Here is a 16,867-nt window from a genome sequence, read left to right on the forward strand (position 1 = left end):
ACAAGCCCTCTTCACCCGCGGTCACCGCTTGATGAACGCGATGACCTGCTGTTGCGTGCCCTTGTCGTTGTCGAATCCGCCATGTGTGCTGGACGCCACGGGCAGGACACGGGCGTTGGCCGGCGCGCTGCCCTCGGGCGACACGTGGAGCGCGTCGCAGGCAATGCCGGCATCCCGGAAATAGCGCTCCATGCCAAGCAGCGGTGTCGTGGTGCCGCCCTCGAACGATTCGCTGACCAGATACAGCAGCGATCGCCGGTACGGGCCGCAGGTGGGATCGTCCTCTTCGGCGCGGTCCGACAGATGGAACTGCTGGTAGCGCTTCACGCGGCTGCCCAGGTGCGGCACGACCAGGTCCTTGAAGGTCTGCAGCCTGACCGCGGGCGCCATCAGGCTCAGCGACTCCAGCTCTCCGCCGTCGGCGGTCAGGCGCTTGACGAAGTGGCTGGCGACGATCGCGCCGGCCGAATGGCCCACGATGTGCAGGCGCACGCGGCCGCGCGCGACGTGCGCCTTGAAGTGCTTGTACAGCAGGATCATCGCGGCCTCTTCGCCGCCGTCGCGGACCGGTTCGCTCATGGCTTCGGCGTTCTGCTTCATCTCGCCCCAGATCACCGTGCCGGGCCGCGCCAGCCAGCGCTCAAGCCGCTGGTTCCACCAGCGTTCCAGCCGCTCGCCGATGCCGCCAGTGGTGCGCGGCACGTCGCTCGCGGCGTCCCGGATGATGTTCCTGACGGTGGTGATGAAATCCGTTTCCCACATCAGGAAGACGGGAAAGATCTGGCTGTCGTAGAGCAGCGGGATCCATTCGGCGGCGGCTTCGGCCGCATCGTTCTCGCCGACCAGCCCGCCGTGCGCGTACACGCACACGTCCATCGGCTTGTCCTTCAGGTTCCAGCGCTCGCGCGCCGCGCTCATGTGCACGTCCACGATGGCGCGCAGGTCGTCGGGCGTGGTGCGAAACGCGCCGCTGTTGCTGAGCTTGCCGTTGTTGCCCACGTTGACGATGAACGGCGTGAGCTCCCGGTCGCGCAGCACCTTGCCGGCGGCCAGCGTCACCTTCTGCCCTTCGGTGCGCAGGCTGATGCTGTTCGAGATCCGTTCGTGTTCGTGCGTGACAACGCCCAGTTGCACGACCCAGCAGTCCATCGCATTGCGCAGCCAGTCGTCGTACGTCAGCACGGCCATGCCGTGCGTGCCCCATTCCTCGCCCCAGGAGTTCTGGATCAGGAAACCGTCCTGCGTGTAGCCCACGATGACGAAGGCGTGGCCCTGCATCGCCGTTTCCTGGCCGGTGGCCGGAATCACCCAGAACGGCCGCGTGACGGGCGTGGGCTCATCGTCGTGCGGGGTGACGCCGTGGCCGTCGTCCCAGCCGTCGTGGCAGCCCGCGCTGGCGTACAGGATGCCGACCTCGTTCAGCGCGGCGTGCATCTCGACGATGCTGCGCGTGTCGATGCGGTAGTAGGCCCCGAGCGGGCGCTTGACCGCGTCCAGCCACCAGTCGTCTTCGGGGCGTTTGGCCGCCGGGGGCATGTCGAGCGTGGGGAATAACGCCTGCGCGCAGGCGCCGTGCCGGAACCAGCCTTTCAAGGCGCCGCGCAGGCTGGAGCCGCTGTCGTCGACCGACCCGGGGAATTCGTCGTAGCGCCTGGCCATCGAATACAGCATGAAAGGCGAGATCGCAGGGCGCGTGTCGCGCTCGGACTTGCGCAGCAGGTATTCGACCACGGTGGATAGGGCGAACCCCGTGCACGCCGACGTGGCGCCCTGGTGCTTTACCGTCAGGCCCATCACGGGAATCATTTCCGCCTTGGGCGTGACGGAAATGTTGGGCCGGAACAGGATGTCGCGCGCGTCGAAGGCATCGGGCTTGGCGGACCGCTCGAAGAGCCGCGCGGCCGGGGCGTCATCCTGCTTGCGGCGCTTGCGGGCCTTCGGGGCAGGATCTTCCGGCGCCGCGGCGGACGCTTGCGCCACGCGCTTGCCCTTCTTCTTGGCCGCGGGCTTGGCCGCCGTGCGCGCTGCCGCCTTTCGGGTCGCCATGTCGTTCTCCCAATGCCGGCCGCCGGCTAGGACGCCAGCTTCAAGCTGGCGATGTAGCGCGGCGCGTCGGCGGCCAGCTTGGCCTGCACGTCGTCGCGCAGCTGTTCATACAGGGCGGCGTTCAGCGTCAGGCGCTGCGCGCAGGCCCAAAAGTTCACCTGCCGCGCGCCCCACTGCGCAAACAGGAAACGCTTGCGGCTGTCCACGGCGCGAAAGTAGTAGGCGCCCAGCGCCATCGACAGCCCGCCGCCGCGATCGCGCTGCACGGCGCCCAGCTGGAAGTTGCCTCCCGACTGCGACGAGGCGTGAAAGTCGAAGAGCTTTACGGTGTCGTCGTCTTCGGCCAGCTGGCCCAGCGCGGACACCGCCTGGTCCAGCACCGCCAGCTGATCGCGCCGCGCGACGGCCAGCAGCAGGTCGACGGCCACCTGGTCCATGCGGAACTCGCGCTCGTCTTCCTCGTGATGGGTAAAGTGCATTTGCCCGCTGGTCCACCCCAGGTTCTCCAGCACTTCCACGTAGGTCTGATACCAGGCCTGCGATTGGGTGAATCGGTCGTGGGCGGCGCTGGCTGCGCGTTGCGCCAGCTGCAGCGAATACAGCACGTCGCCGCGTTCCTGTTCCTGCAGGCCCGCTGCAAACGACAGCACGCTGCCGGCGTTGATGCTGGCCTGCGGCGCCTGCCGCGCGGTCTTGCCCGCGGCGCCGGCACGCAGCACGGCGCCCGAACGTTTGGCGGGCGTGCGCCGCCGCGCGACGGGCATGCCGGGCGGCTCCAGCGTCTGCACCGCCAGGTCATTCAGATAGCCGTGGATACCAACCGCGTTGACGCCGTGGTCCGGCATGGTCGAGGTGGGCGCGGCGCGTTTGGACGCGCGGCCCGCGGGGCGCGGCGGCGGGGCCGGCGATACCAGCGCGCCGTCCTCGGAGAACGTGGCGGCCAGGATGAAGTCGGCTTCCGCGGCGGAATAGGCCGGGTCCCAGTGCGTGTTTTCGGGGACATGGCAATGGCCGTAGTGCCCGCTCTGCGAGTCCCAGATGGTGGCATCGCGGTTATGGCCGCCGGGGTCCTTGCCGTTCTTGGCCGGCAACGGGCGGCCCGAGGGCCACTTGCGGGGGATGCCGTGCTGCGCTTCGATCCAGCGGCACAGACGCGCCAGGTTGGTCAGCGCCCGGCTGTCCTTGGGCAGGTGCGCAAAGCCCACCAGCTCGATCTGCACGGCCGAATCGCGGTTGGTCTGGACGCCGCCCGCATCGTTGCGCAGCGCCCGCGCGCCTTCGGCGGTGTCGACGTGCTGGAAGATCGTCGTGGCATCGACCGTGAAGTGGGGGTCGGATCGGTTGCGGCGGAACGCGTCCATCGCGCCCTGCGCGGTGCTGCCTTCCGTGGTGTGATGGACGATCTTGAAAGGGCCGCCAAGGTGAGGCCCGGACGATCCCGATATGGGCCGCCACGTCGCGAATGGACATCGTGCCATCGATGGTCTCCTCGGAACGGGCGCGGGTGTTCTTGGCAAGACGACATGACGACGATGATGCGGCGCCCATTGCAGGGATATATATGCGGACCTCATCCGCCTTGCTAGTAGCCGAAAGTATTAATCCTTGAATGTGCAATGGTGCTTATGCATCATCCGGCCCCGGTTGTGCTCGTCCAGACGGATGAGGCGCGGCGTTCACGCTGCCTTGCGGATGCGCACCGGAATCGATTTGTAGCTGGGCGTGCCGCTCGCCGTGTCCTGGTAATCCAGCGGGCACAGGTTGTTTGCCTCCGGGTAGTACGCGCCCACCGAGCCGGCCGCAATGTCGTGCTTGATGGCTGTCAGCCGCAGGCGACGGTGCGTCTGGCCCGGCAGGCTGGTGACGATTTCAACCGCGTCGCCGTGGGCGATGCCGTGGCGCGCCAGATCGGCCGCGTTCATGAACAGCACGTCGCGCCGGCCGAACACGCCGCGATAACGGTCATCCAGGCCGTAGATGGTGGTGTTGTACTGGTCGTGGCTGCGTAGCGTGGTGAGTCTGAGGATGTTGCCTTCCACGATGTCGGGATCTTCGCGCAGCCCCGCGAACGGAATGAACTCTGCCTTGCCCGAGGCCGTCTTCCAGATGCGCTCGGTGGGGGGCAGCGGCAGGCGAAAGCCGCCGGGGATGCGGATGCGCGCGTTGTAGTCACGGAAATCCGGGTAGATTTTTTCGATCAGGTCGCGGATGCGGTCGTAGTCCTCGATCAGATGCGCCCAGTTGACGCGGCTGCGCGGCAGCGTCGCCTGCGCCATGCCGGCAATGATGGCCGGTTCCGACCGCAGGTGCCTCGATGCCGGCAGCAGCTTGCCGCGCGAGGCGTGCACCATCGACATCGAATCCTCCACCGTGACCGATTGCGCCCCGCCCGCCTGCACGTCGCTTTCCGTGCGGCCCAGCACCGGCAGGATGATCGACTGCTTGCCGATCAACAGGTGCGAGCGGTTCAGCTTGGTGTTCAGATGCACCGCCAGGTCCAGCTGCCGCATGCCGCGCTCGCAGGCGTCGGTGTCGGGCAGCGCGATCGCGAAATTGCCGCCCAGGCAGATCAGCGCCTTGGCGCGGCCCGCGGCCATGGCCTTCATGGCCTCCACCGCATCATGGCCGGGCCGCTCCGGGGGCCGGAAGCCAAAGGTCTGTTCGACGTGGTCGAACATGGTGTGGTCGATCTTTTCGGTGATGCCGACCGTGCGGTTGCCCTGCACGTTCGAGTGCCCGCGCAAGGGGCAGATGCCCGCGCCCGGCTTGCCGAAGTTGCCGCGCATCAAGAGCAGCGCCGCAATCTGCTGCACGTTGCTCGTGCCCTTTTCATGCTGCGTGATGCCCATGCCATACGTGACGATGGTGGCGTTGGAACGCGCGTAGGCGTCGGCCACCTGTTCCAGGTCGCGCTGACGCAGGCCGCTTGCCTGTTCGATGTCGGCCCAGCTCGTGGCGTCCAGGTCCTTGGCGAAGGCTTCGTAGCCGTTGGTGTGCCGGGAAATGAATTCGTGGTCCAGTGTGTTGCGCCCGTCGCGGTCCGCGTTCATCAGCGCTTTCATGATGCCTTTGAGCGCGGCGGCGTCGCCGCCAACCTTGACCTGGAAGTACGTGGATGCGATGGGCGTGGAGCCCAGCGTGCCCATTTCGATCGGATCCTGCGGATCGGCAAAGCGCTCCAGGGAGCGTTCGCGCAGCGGGTTGAACACAATGATGGGCACGCCGCGGCGCGCGCATTCGTGCAGCGTTCCCATCATGCGCGGATGGTTCGTGCCGGGGTTGTGTCCCATCGAGATGATGAGGTCGCACACATCGAAGTCGTCCAGCGACACCGTGCCCTTGCCGATGCCGATGGCCTGGGGCAGCCCGACGCTGGTGGCCTCGTGGCACATGTTGGAGCAGTCGGGAAAATTGTTGGTGCCGAATTCGCGGGCGTACAGGCTGAACAGGAACGCCGCTTCGTTGGAGGCGCGGCCCGAGGTATAGAACTCGGCCATGTCCGGGTCGGGCAGGCTGGCCAGCGTCTGGCCGATGCGCGCGAACGCGTCGTCCCATCCGATGGGCTGGTAGGTGTCGCTGGCCGCGTCGTAGGCCAGCGGATGCGTCAGGCGGCCGGCGTTCTCCAGGTCGTGGTCGCTCCAGGTCAGCAGCTCGGCCACCGGATGCGCGGCAAAGAACTCGGGCGTCACGCGCTTGCGGGTGGCTTCCCACGTCACCGCCTTCGCGCCGTTTTCACAGAACTGGAACGTCGACGTATGCGCCTTGTCGGGCCATGCGCAGCCCGGGCAATCGAAGCCGTCGGGCTTATTGGTGCGCAACAGCAGCGCGGGCGCCTCGGCGATGCGCATCTGGTTGGCCACCGCCTGCGCGGTCGCCTTCAGGGCGCCCCAACCGCCTGCGGGGGCGTCGTAGGTGCGGATGCCTGCGGGTTTGCCTTGGGTCATGCGAATCTCCGGAACTCAGGGTGCGTGGCGCGCGGCGGCTTCGGGGGCGGGGGCAAGCCGGGCGCCGCGCGCATCGCAGTAACGGCTTGCCAGCACCGAGCCGGCCACGGCCACGATGACGGGAACGAGAAAGGCCTGGTCGACCCGGGTGAACTCCAGGATCAGCACCACCGCGGTGAGCGGCATGCGCATCGACGAGGCCAGAAAGGCGGCGGCGCCCACGACGGCAAACGCGCCGGGCGGCGAGTCGGGCCAGGCCATATTCCACAGGCCGCCCAGCACGACCGCAATCGACGCGCCCACGGCAACGGCCGGGGTGAGCAGACCGCCCGCCGCGCCGGCGCGCAGCGTGCAGACGACGACGGCCACTTTCATCAGCGCCAGCGTGGCCGCCAGGGCGAGGGTCAGGTCATTGTCAAAGCTCAGTTGCGCCGGCCCCTTGCCGTTGCCCAGCAGCGCGGGCAGGTAGATCGCCAGCAGCCCGAGCAGGGTGAAATTGATCAGGCACGCCACGGGCAGCCGCCAGCCGCGGGCCGCATTGCGGCGCGCGGCTTCGGTCAGGCGCTGCCAGACGTGGGCCGCGCAGCCGAAGACAGGCCCGGCGACGATGGCCCAGACGACAAGGCTGGAACTGATCTGCATGGGAGGAACGGCGTACTGGATCACGTTGCCCAAGCCCGCCCAGGCCACCACCGCGCCGATGCAGCAAGCCGCCAGCGCCGCGGCCCCGGCGGGCCAGGCGAAGGACCCCACCAGCACTTCCAGGACAAAGAGCGTCGCGCCGAGCGGCACGTTGTACACGGCGGCCAGCCCCGCGCCCGCGCCGCAGGCAATGACGAGACTGTGCTGCGCGGGCGGCAGGCGCAGCAGCGCGGCCAATCGGCCGCCTGCCAACGCGCCGACTTCGCGCGGCGCCACCTCGCGCCCCAGCGGCGAGCCCAGCCCCACCGTCACGATCTGCAGGATGGCATGCGCCATCGTCGTCAGCGCAGGCATCCCGCGCGTGGTGTCGGACACCGCCGCCTTCACGCTGACCAGAGGACGGCCATAGTGATGGATCAGCCACCATCCGCCACCGGCCGCTACACCGCACAGCACCAGCGCCATCACGCGGCGCGCGCCGCTGGCGGCTTGCACGCCTTCCAGGAAGGTCTCGTGGTTGACGATCTGGCCCTCGGCGTAGCCATATGCCAGATGCTGCACGGCATGGAGCAGCATTCCGAGCAACATGCCGCCCAGCCCCGCGAACAGGCCGGTCAGGATCACCGCGAGCAGAAAGCGCGGGCGCAGCCAGGACGGATCATCGGGCTTCAGGTCGTTCATACCAGGATGGGCTCCTGTCGTTTGGCGCGCCGATGCATCCAGGCGCGCATTGCGATGAGGCAGTGTAGGGGGCGTTCCTTTCAAAGCGGCCATTACCAGCCGAAAACCCATACCTATTGGTTAGGCATTAATCCCGAATTCTCTTGCTTGCCGTCAAATACAGACCAAACTTCGGCTTTATTTCAAATAGTATCCAAGTAATTCAGTACTTATACTTCCCGTTCCATTCGATGGACGGGCGCCACGCAGAGCAACGCGGAGCATTTAGTCCCAGTCCGATTTCAACCGATTCGAGGCATTGCTACCGTCGCGTCCTCGATGACCCACGCGTAACGGGAGTGAAGAAGTGGCGCTTTACCAGAGAACGATGTTGAGCAAGGCGATGAAGATCGGCGCGCTGGCGCTGTTGTCGGGAGTGATGGCCGGCTGCGCGACCGAGCGTTCGCAAGCCTTGGCCGTGCCGGCCGTCGCGGCCGCCAGCAAGCCCTACGCGGGCGTGCGCAGCCCCATTTCGGTCGGCAAGTTCGACAACCGCACCAACTACCTGCGCGGCGTGTTCTCGGATGGCGTGGACCGGCTGGGCGGCCAAGCCAAGACGATTCTGGTCAGCCACCTGCAGCGCAGCGGCCGATTCCAGGTGATGGACCGCGACAACCTGTCCGAAATCGCGCGGGAAGCCGCGTTCAACAAGAAGGCCGCGCAGATCAAGGGCGCGCGCTACGTCGTCACGGGCGATGTGACGGCCTTCGGCCGCAAGGTCACCGGCGACCAGCAACTGTTCGGCATCCTGGGCCGCGGCAAGGAGCAGGTGGCTTACGCCAAGGTCGACCTGAACGTGGTGGATGCGACGACCTCGGAAGTGGTCTATTCCGCCTCGGGTGCCGGCGAATACAGCCTGTCCAACCGTGAAGTCGTCGGTTTTGGCGGCACGGCCGGCTACGACTCCACCCTGAACGGCAAGGTGCTGGACCTGGCCATCCGTGAAGCCGTGGACCGTCTGGTCGACGGCATCGAGCAGGGCGCCTGGCAGCCCGCACGCAACTGAGGGAGGCGCGCATGGCAAACCATTTCAATCCCCGCAGTGGCGCCGCATGCGCGCGCGTTGCCCGCGCACTGGCGATCGTGGGCCTGGCCGGCGTGCTGTCGGCCTGCGCACAGCAGCCCAAGTCCATGTATAGCTGGCAGTCCTACGAGGGCTCGGTCTACGCCTACCTGAAGGACGACGGCGGCGATTACGCGACGCAGACGCTCGCCATGGAGAAGAACATCGAGACGGCGCGCGCGGCCAACGCCGAGCTGCCGCCCGGCTTTCGCGCGCATCTGGGCATGCTCTACCTGAAGATGGGCGACGGCGACAAGGGCGTCGAGCAAATGCAGGGCGAGAAGGCCGCCTTCCCGGAAGCCGCGCCGTTCATGGACTTCCTGCTGCGCAACGCGGGCAAGCCGCAGACCGTCGCCGCGACGGGCGAGGGCTTGCCGGCGGGGGCGCCCGCCGCGGGGGCGCCTGCCGCGGGATCGCCCGCCGCGGGATCGCCCGCCGCAGGTTCGCCCGCTCCTGCCAGCCCTGCCGCGCCCGCCGAAGCCGGCACGTTGAAGAAAGGATCGTGATGATGAACAAACTCATGCGTGCCGGCCTCGTGGCCCTCGCGGCGCTGTTGACGGGTTGCGTGGCGCCGCCGCAGAAGCATGTCGACTACACCGCGTTTCGTGAAAGCAAGCCGGCGTCGATCCTGGTGTTGCCGCCGCTGAACACGTCGGTGGACGTGGCGGCCACCTCGGCCGTGCTCTCGCAGGCCACGCGCCCGCTCGCTGAATCCGGCTATTACGTCATTCCGGTCGGCGTCATGGAAGAGACGTTCAAACAGAACGGCCTGACCTCGCCCGACGATATCCATGAACTGCCGGCCGTCAAGCTGCGCGAGATCTTCGGCGCCGATGCGGCGCTGTACATGACCGTCAAGCAGTATGGGTCCAGCTACGCGGTCCTGTCCAGCTCGGTCACGGTCTCGATCGACGCGGAACTGCTCGACCTGCGCAACGGCGCCAAGCTGTGGAGCGGCACGAAGCAGGTGGTGCACGCCAACAACAACAGCAACGGCGGCCTGATCGGCATGCTGGTGCAGGCCGTGGTCGATCAGGTGATCAACAATCTGACGGACCGCAGCTACAGCGTGGCCGGCATGACGAACAACCTGCTGCTCAGCGCCGGCACCCCCGGCGGCATTTTGTACGGACCGCGCTCGCCGCGTTACGAAGCACAGTAAACCCACCGGATGACGGCTTACGCCCGCGCGCCAACTTCGGCGCGCGGGCGATTTTGTTTCGACGCCTGGGAGATCACGTGCGCTGCATGCGCCTTTGCCGGTGCGGATGGTTCAGTCCCAGTCCGCCGCCAGACCTTCCGGGCTGACTTCGCGGCCGTTGCGTTCCAGCGCGGCGATCTGCGCCATGTCTTCGTCCGTCAGGCGCAGGTCCTGGGCGAGCAGGTTGCTGGCCAGGTTTTCGCGCTTGGTGGACGACGGGATCACGGCATAACCCAGTTGCAACGCCCAGGCCAGTGCGACCTGCGCGGGCGTGGCCGCGTGGCGCTGCGCGATCTGGCCGATGACCGGATCCTTGAGCACCTTGCCGTAGGCCAGCGTCATGTACGAAGTCACCGGGATGCCCGCTTCCTGTAGGAACGCGGTGAGCTTGCGGTTCTGCAGGTAGGGGCTGAGCTCGATCTGGTTGGTGGCGATCTGGTCGCGGCCCACGGCGGCGATGGCGGCCCGCGTCTCGGCGATGGGAAAGTTGGAAATCCCGATCTGGCGCGTCAGGCCCTGCGCCTTGGCCTCGGCCAGCGCCGTCATGAATTCGTCGACGGACACACCGTTGTCCGGTGCGGGCCAATGGATCAGCGTCAGGTCCACATAGTCAGTCCGCAGCTTGGCCAGGCTGTCCTTCAGGCTGGGGACGAGCTTGTCCTTGGCGTAGTTGGGCACCCAGATCTTGGTGGTGATGTAGAGGTCCGCGCGGGCCACGTTCGATTCCGCGATGGCCTGGCCGACGTCGGCCTCGTTTTCGTAGATCTGGGCCGTGTCGATCGCGCGGTAGCCGACGTCCAGCGCGTTGCGCACGGAATCGATGACGGTCTGGCCTTGCAGGCGGAAGGTGCCGACGCCAAAGGCGGGTATTGGCATGGAAAACTCCTGGGGGGTGTACGGGGCCGGGCCGGCGAGGTCCGGGGATGGCGGTAGTGTGCCCGCCCTACCCTTGCAAAAAAATACCGGTATCGGCGAAAGACTTTTGATAAAACGTCAACTATGAAAACCACCCTCGACGAAATGCAGGTCTTCATCGCCATCGTGGACAGCGGCTCGATCACCGCTGCCGCCGAGGTGCTGGGCCAGACCGTTTCCGCAACCAGCCGCACCATGAGCCGGCTTGAAGAAAAGCTGCAGACCACGCTGATGCGGCGCACGACCCGGCGTCTGGCGCTGACCGAAGAAGGCAAGGCCTACCTGGAGCAGGCGCGCCGCATCATTGCCTCGGTCGAGGAGGCCGAAGAGCTGATGAACCTGCGGCGCAACCAGCCCGCCGGCCTCTTGCGTGTGGATGCCGCCTCGCCTTTCATGCTGCACGTCATCGCGCCGCTGGCGCCGGCCTATCGCACGCGCTATCCGCAGGTGGAGCTGGAACTGACCAGCAACGAAGGCAATATCGACCTCTTGGAGCGGCGCACCGACCTGGCCTTTCGGATCGGGCGATTGAAGGACTCGTCGCTGCACGCGGTGGCCTTGGGCACGAGCCGGGTGCGCGTGCTGGCCAGTCCGGGTTATCTGGCGCGGCACGGCACGCCCCGCCGCGCGGCGGACCTGGCCTCGCACGTGTTGCTGGGCTTTGCGCAACTGGAAGCGCTGAACGAATGGCCGCTGCTCGATGCCGACGGGCAGCCGGTGCACATCAAGCCGCAGGTGCGCGCCTACAGCGGCGAGACGCTGCGCCAGCTGGCGCTGAACGACGGCGGCATTGTGTGCCTGTCCGACTTCATGACGCGCGCGGACCGCAAAAGCGGCGCGCTGCAGCCGCTCTTCGTGAAGCAGCTGCTTGAAGTCCGGCAGCCGATCAACGCGGTGTACTACCGGAACACGGCGATCTCCTCGCGCATCAAGTCCTTCATCGACTTCGTGGTCGAAACGGTGGGTACGCGCGGCTTCGAGGAATAGCGGACCAACGAAGATGTATCCAATGGCGACCCCGGCGGCAGGGGCGCGGGGCGCGTCCTTATACTGTCCCCGTTTTGTTTTGAACCCTGGATACGTATGAGCATCTTCTCCCGCTTCTTCGGCCGCAACGAGGAATCCGCCGATTCCGCCGCCTTGTTGGCCAACCCGGATATTGCGCAGCCGTTGAGCCTGCAGGTCCTGTTTGCCGAACCGCTCGCGATCACCGAGGCGGCGCTGGCCGATGCGCTGCGCGCCTACCATCCGACGATGGCCAAGGCGCGCGCGGAAATCGCGCCCGACATGCCGGAATTCCTGGGCATGGCCGGCTGGGACAAGCACGTCGTGCGGCTGGTGGGCTTCAATGCGCCCTATCCCAAGGATGCGCTCGAGGCCTGCGTCGCGCCATCGCACTATCCCGCCGCGATGAAGGACGAGGTCCGCGCCCACGCCAGCCACATCATCCTGTACTACGCGGGATTCGAGACCGATCCCTTGGAACAGTACGTGGCGCTGGCGGCGGTGGCCGGCGCATTGACCGGTTTCAAGGCGCTGGCCGTCCTGAACGAGCATGCGCACACGTCGCTGCCGGCCGGCGTGTTTGCCGCCGAGTCGCTGGGCGAGGAAAGCATGGACCTCTTGCGCACGCTGCCGCTGAACATGCTGTATTGCGGTTTCGTGAAGTATGAAGTCGAAGGCGTGCAGGGCGTATGGATGCGCACGTACGGCGGCGATGCCTTCGGCCTGCCGGACTTCGCCGCGCTGGCGGCAGGGCACGACGAAGGCGAAATCTACTCGACGACGTTCAACAACATCATGAGCTACATGCTGGAAAGCGGCGCCGAACTGGCCGCCGGCCACACCATGCAGATCGGCGAGGACGCCTACATGAAGCTGCGCGAGCCGGCCAAGGAAGAGTATTTCCTGGACGGCCCTGGGCAGGTGCTGGTGGCCGAGATCATCTCGGCCGACCAGATCAACACGCCGGGTTAAGCACCGCGAAGCGGCGCCGGCCCGGGATCCTCACGCCGCGTAGCGGCTGGCCTCGCCGTTGCGGTTATTGGCGGGCCACAGGCGCAGGGCCAGGGCGGCGGCTGCGGCGCCTGCGGCGGTCAGCGTCACGCCGGTCCAGCCCCAGTGGGCCAGCGCCAGGCTGCCCAGCGCGCCGCCGGCGGCCATGCCGATGAAGACGCCCGTCATCAGGATGGCGTTCAGGCGGCTGCGGGCGGCCGGGTCGATGCCGTACACGATGCTCTGATGCGCGATCAGCGAGGTCTGGATGCCCAGGTCGAAGCCGACCGCGGCGCCGCCGATCAGCCACAGCGCGGCGTGAGGGGGCAGGAAGGGCAGGAAGATCATGGCGGCAAACGACACCATCGTCAGGCCGGCGCCCAGGCTGGCCACGGCCAGCGGGCCCCGCGTGTCGGCCACCCGGCCGGCCAGCGGCGCGGCCAGGGCGCCCGCTGCGCCAGCCAGGCCGAACGCGCCGGCGGCGCCCGCGCCCAGGTGGAACGGCGCGTCATGCAGCATCACGGCCAGCGTCGACCAGAAGGCGCTGAACCCCAGCGACAAGAGGCCCTGCGCGGTCGCGGCGCGGCGCAGGCCGGGATGCTGGCGCCACAGCGTCAGCAGCGAGCCCAGCAACGCGCTGTAGGCCAGCCGCGTCGACGGTTCGAAACGCGGCAGGCCGCGCCACAGGGCTGCGCCCAGCGCCACGATGCTGACGGCGGCGGCCGCGAACATCATGCGCCAGCCGAACTGCTCGGCCACGAAACCGCTGACCACCCGCGAGAGCAGGATGCCCAGCAAGAGGCCCGTCATGACGGTGCCGACGATCTTGCCGCGCTGCTCGGCCGGCGCCAGGTGGGCGGCGGCCGGCACGATGTCCTGGGCCAGCGTGGCCGACAGGCCGATGGCGAAGCTGGCGGCCAGCAGCAGACCGATCGTGGGAGACGCGCCGGCCAGAAGCAGCGCCAGGCTCAGCACGGCGGCCTTGACCAGGATGATGCGCTTGCGGTCATACCGGTCGCCCAGCGGCGCCAGCATCAGGATGCCGAACGCGTAGCCCAGCTGCGTCAGCGTCGGAATCCAGCCCAGCGTCTCGGCGCTGGCGTGGATGTCCGCGCCCAGCACGCCGAGCATCGGCTGGCTGTAGTAAAGGGAAGCGACGCCCAGGCCGGCGCCCACGGCCAGCAGGAAAACCAGGCCGCGCGATAGGGAGGGGTGGGAAATGGGGGATGACATGGTGGTGTCCGGTGGCATTGGTACGGGGCAAATTCTGGGCTTTCACCCCTGGTTTTGGTAGCCGACCTTCGGGTACATCCGTTATACGATAGGCGTATGACCACCCCCGCTCTCCCCGTTGCCGCCGGCACCGACCGCATGCTGCTCATCGAAACCTTCGTGCGCATCGTCGAGGCCGGCAGCTTGTCGGCGGCCGCCGCCCAGATGGGCGGCACGCAACCCACCGTCAGCCGCCGCCTGCAATTGCTGGAACGCACGATGGGCGTGCGGCTGCTCAAGCGCTCCACCCACGCCATCCGCCTGACCGAAGATGGGCAGCGCTGCTATGAACGCGGCAAGGAGCTGCTCGCCTCCTTTCAATCATTCGAAAGCGAGGTGCGCGGCGCGGGCGACGAGCCCGCCGGCATGCTGCGCGTGGTGGCGCCGCACGTCTTCGGCCAGGACCAGTTCATCGAACCGCTGGCCAAGTACCTGAAGCGCTATCCGAACATGCGGGTGGAATGGCTGCTGCACGACCGCATGCCGGACCTGATCGCCGAAAACGTCGATTGCGCGATCCGGGTCGGGGCCGTGACGGATCCATCGGTGATCGCCGTGAAGCTGGGCGAGGTGCCGCGCATCGTCGTGGCGTCGCCGGACCTGCTTGCCGGCGGGCCCGTGCCGCAGGACCCGCCGGAACTGGCGCGACTGCCGTGGCTGGCGCTGCGCACCTTCTATCGCACCGAGGTGACCCTGACGCATTGCGGCAGCGGCGACAGGCAAAGCTTCGATATCCAGCCGCGCCTGTCCACCGACGGCCTGCACGCGCTGCGTAATTCGGCCATCCAGGGGCTGGGCGTTGCGTTGGGATCCGCGTGGGCCATGCAGGACGACCTGGCCGCCGGCCGCCTCGTGCACCTGGCGCCGCAATGGCGCGCCGATGCCCTGCCCGTGTTCCTGGTCTATGCGCCGTCGCGCTTTCAGCCGGCGCGGCTGCGGCGGTTTATCGAGATCATGCGCGAGCATCTGCCGATGGAGCTGGCCGGACACTGACGCCGGCCCTCGCGCCTGCCGGTCAGGGCGTGATGACGATGGCGCCGGTGACGGCGCGGCGCTCGGCGGCGCGATGCGCGTCCTGGATCTGCGTCAGGCCGTAGCGCGCACCGATGGCCGCGCGGACCGCGCCGCTTCGCATGGCGTCAAAGACGTCCGCCGCATTGGCGCGGAACGTCTGCGTATCCGCGTTGTGCGGAAACACGGACGGACGCGTCAGGAACAGGCACCCTTTCTTGTTCAGCAGTTCGGGGTCGATGGCCGGAGCCGGGCCGGAGGCCGCGCCGAACAGCACGACCATGCCGAACGGCGCCGCGCAGTCCAGCGATCCCATGAACGTGTGCCGGGCCACCGAGTCATAGACGACGCGCGCCTTCCTGCCGCCTGTGGCCGCGATCACCTGCTGGACCCAGTCGTCCTGCGAGTAGTCGATGGCGGCATCGCAGCCGGCCGCGCGGGCCACGTCGCATTTGGCGGCGGAGCCGGCCGTGCCGATGACGGTGGCGCCCAGCGCATGCGCCCAGCCGCTCAGGATCTGACCCACCCCGCCGGCGGCGGCATGCACCAGCACGATGTCGCCGGGCTGGACCGCGTAGGTCTTCTTGACCAGGTATTGCGCCGTCATGGCCTTGAAGAAGACGGCCGCGGCGTCCTCGTCGGAGATGCCCGCCGGGATCTTCACCAGTTTCGCGGCCGGCACGTTGCGCCGGTCGGCGTACGCGCCCACGCCGGCGTTCATGTAGACCACATGGTCGCCCACGCGCAGGTCCGTCACGCCTTCGGCCACCGCCTCGATCACGCCGGCCGCTTCATGGCCCAGCCCCGTGGGCGTGGGCAGCGGATACTTGCCCGCGCGCTGGTAGATGTCGATGTAGTTGAAACCGATGGCTGTCTGCCGCAGCTGCGCCTCGCCGGGCCCGGGGGGCGGCAGCGCGGTGTCGACGAGCCGCATGACTTCAGGGCCCCCAAATTCAGTCAACTGGATGGAACGTGCCTGCGTCATGCGTCGTCTCCTTGGGGTGTTTTTTGGCGGGCCGGCGGGCCCGGCTTTCAGTCCTTCGCGGATTCGTACACCAGCGTCGCCAGCGTCAGGTCTTCCAGCGCGCTGCCCACGGCCTTGAACACCGTGATTTCCTGATCGTTGCTTCGACCCGGACGTTCGCCCGCGGCGAGCTGGTGCAGATTGCCGGCGATGCCCTCGCGCGTCAGCACGCCGGCCTCGAACGCCGACAGCAGGTCGCCGGACTTGGTGGGCGCCTCGTCGGTGTCCACGTAGACCGTGGTGCCGTCAAAGCAGGCCGGGTCGGTCTCGCGCATCTCGGGCTTGAAGCTGCCGATCAGGTCCAGGTGCGTGCCGGGCCGCAGCCACGCGCCGCGGATGAGCGGTTCGGTGGACAGCGTGGCGCAGCTGACGATGTCGGCCTGGCCGGTGGCGGCCTGCAGGTCGGTCACGGCTTGCGCATCGAAGCCCTCGTCGCGCAGGCGAGCCGCCAGCGCCTCGGCCCCCGCTGGCCGCACGTTCCAGACCAGCACGCGCTCGATCGGGCGTACCGTGCGCATGGCCTGCGCCACCAGTCCCGCGATGCGTCCGGAGCCCACGATGAGCAGTGTGCGGGCATCGGCGCGGGCAAGGTAGTCCGCGCCCAGCGCGGCGGCGCCGGCGGTGCGGTACACGGTGACGATGTCGCCGTCCACGTGCGCGACCGGCACCCCCGTCCTGGCGCTGTACAGGTTGTAGGTGGCGTGCAGGCCGGGCAGGCCCTGATGCGTGTTCTCAGGGAAGATGTTGATGATCTTCACGCCTAAATATCCGCGTTCGCTCCACGCGGGCATGATGAGCGAGGTGCCGTTCGCGTTGCCGGAATGGATGGCGTGGACGTGGCGGGCGGGCACCGTGGCGCCTTCGCGGAAGGCGTCCCGCAGGGCGGGAATGACGGTGTCGAAGGACAGGGCGTTGCGGGTCTGCTCGGTGTCGATTAAGCGCATCGGATCGTTGCCTGCATGGTCGGTCAATCAAGGGGCCACCGGGCAGTCTAGCAGCGCGGCGGCGGCGGCACCCAAAAGAAATTGCCCGCG

At 67.7% G+C, this 16,867-nt stretch carries 14 protein-coding genes; 6 read left to right on the top strand and 8 right to left on the bottom strand.

Translation table 11 applies throughout. The features are described from left to right. Nucleotides 1-21: 21 nt before the first annotated feature. The 4 genes from HV786_RS17635 to HV786_RS17650 form a co-directional block, all read right to left on the bottom strand. Nucleotides 22-2,046: a C1 family peptidase gene (locus HV786_RS17635; RefSeq protein ID WP_128829772.1), complete on the bottom strand. Its 2,025-nt coding sequence runs from the start codon at nt 2,044-2,046 to the stop codon at nt 22-24. Nucleotides 2,047-2,072: 26 nt separating this feature from the next. Beyond that, the gene (locus HV786_RS17640; RefSeq protein ID WP_175211397.1) at nt 2,073-3,524 is read right to left on the bottom strand and encodes a peptidoglycan recognition protein family protein; all 1,452 of its coding nucleotides are present in this window, start codon (nt 3,522-3,524) and stop codon (nt 2,073-2,075) included. 198 nt (nt 3,525-3,722) lie between these two features. Beyond that, nucleotides 3,723-5,990 carry an FdhF/YdeP family oxidoreductase gene (locus tag HV786_RS17645; RefSeq protein WP_175211399.1) on the bottom strand — a complete coding sequence of 756 codons (2,268 nt, stop codon included), beginning with the start codon at nt 5,988-5,990 and terminating at the stop codon, nt 3,723-3,725. Between the two features lie 15 nt (nt 5,991-6,005). Beyond that, nucleotides 6,006-7,313 (bottom strand): chloride channel protein, encoded by a 1,308-nt coding sequence (locus HV786_RS17650; RefSeq protein WP_175211401.1) that lies wholly within the window; start codon nt 7,311-7,313, stop codon nt 6,006-6,008. Nucleotides 7,314-7,680: 367 nt separating this feature from the next. Between HV786_RS17650 and HV786_RS17655 the strand changes: the two genes are divergently transcribed. Genes HV786_RS17655 through HV786_RS17665 form a run of 3 tightly spaced genes read left to right on the top strand, consistent with a single transcriptional unit; the run spans nt 7,681 to nt 9,577 of the window. After that, nucleotides 7,681-8,358 carry a CsgG/HfaB family protein gene (locus tag HV786_RS17655; protein ID WP_128829771.1) on the top strand — a complete coding sequence of 226 codons (678 nt, stop codon included), beginning with the start codon at nt 7,681-7,683 and terminating at the stop codon, nt 8,356-8,358. 11 nt (nt 8,359-8,369) lie between these two features. Further along, complete coding sequence (locus HV786_RS17660; RefSeq protein ID WP_175211403.1) at nt 8,370-8,921, top strand: DUF4810 domain-containing protein; 552 nt, start codon at nt 8,370-8,372, stop codon at nt 8,919-8,921. Continuing rightward, entirely contained in the window at nt 8,921-9,577 is a 657-nt protein-coding gene (locus tag HV786_RS17665) for a DUF799 domain-containing protein (protein ID WP_128829019.1), read from the top strand. The genes HV786_RS17660 and HV786_RS17665 overlap by 1 nt, the downstream gene beginning before the upstream one ends. A gap of 111 nt (nt 9,578-9,688) precedes the next feature. Here the strand turns inward: HV786_RS17665 and dkgB are convergent, their stop codons facing one another. Continuing rightward, nucleotides 9,689-10,492, bottom strand: a complete 804-nt coding sequence (gene dkgB, locus HV786_RS17670; protein ID WP_056319412.1) for a 2,5-didehydrogluconate reductase DkgB — start codon at nt 10,490-10,492, stop codon at nt 9,689-9,691. Between the two features lie 123 nt (nt 10,493-10,615). Here dkgB and HV786_RS17675 point away from each other — a divergent pair, with 123 nt between their 5' ends. After that, entirely contained in the window at nt 10,616-11,518 is a 903-nt protein-coding gene (locus HV786_RS17675) for a LysR substrate-binding domain-containing protein (RefSeq protein WP_128829020.1), read from the top strand. Nucleotides 11,519-11,614: 96 nt separating this feature from the next. Next, on the top strand, nt 11,615-12,508 hold the full coding sequence (locus tag HV786_RS17680; RefSeq protein WP_128829021.1) for a DUF4261 domain-containing protein: 894 nt from the start codon (nt 11,615-11,617) through the stop codon (nt 12,506-12,508). 30 nt (nt 12,509-12,538) lie between these two features. On the opposite strand, the gene HV786_RS17685 is transcribed toward HV786_RS17680, so the two are convergent. Next, complete coding sequence (locus HV786_RS17685; protein WP_152383194.1) at nt 12,539-13,759, bottom strand: MFS transporter; 1,221 nt, start codon at nt 13,757-13,759, stop codon at nt 12,539-12,541. 96 nt (nt 13,760-13,855) lie between these two features. On the opposite strand from HV786_RS17685, the gene HV786_RS17690 reads away from it, so the two are divergent. Continuing rightward, on the top strand, nt 13,856-14,791 hold the full coding sequence (locus tag HV786_RS17690) for a LysR family transcriptional regulator (protein WP_175211406.1): 936 nt from the start codon (nt 13,856-13,858) through the stop codon (nt 14,789-14,791). A gap of 22 nt (nt 14,792-14,813) precedes the next feature. Here HV786_RS17690 and HV786_RS17695 read toward each other — a convergent pair whose 3' ends face one another. Both HV786_RS17695 and lhpI read right to left on the bottom strand, forming a co-directional pair. Continuing rightward, the gene (locus tag HV786_RS17695) at nt 14,814-15,794 is read right to left on the bottom strand and encodes a quinone oxidoreductase family protein (protein WP_175211408.1); all 981 of its coding nucleotides are present in this window, start codon (nt 15,792-15,794) and stop codon (nt 14,814-14,816) included. 47 nt (nt 15,795-15,841) lie between these two features. Then, the gene (gene lhpI, locus HV786_RS17700; RefSeq protein WP_175211410.1) at nt 15,842-16,777 is read right to left on the bottom strand and encodes a bifunctional Delta(1)-pyrroline-2-carboxylate/Delta(1)-piperideine-2-carboxylate reductase; all 936 of its coding nucleotides are present in this window, start codon (nt 16,775-16,777) and stop codon (nt 15,842-15,844) included. Between the last annotated feature and the right edge of the window lie 90 nt (nt 16,778-16,867).

This window comes from Achromobacter mucicolens (genome assembly GCF_902859725.1).
Lineage (GTDB): Bacteria > Pseudomonadota > Gammaproteobacteria > Burkholderiales > Burkholderiaceae_B > Achromobacter > Achromobacter mucicolens.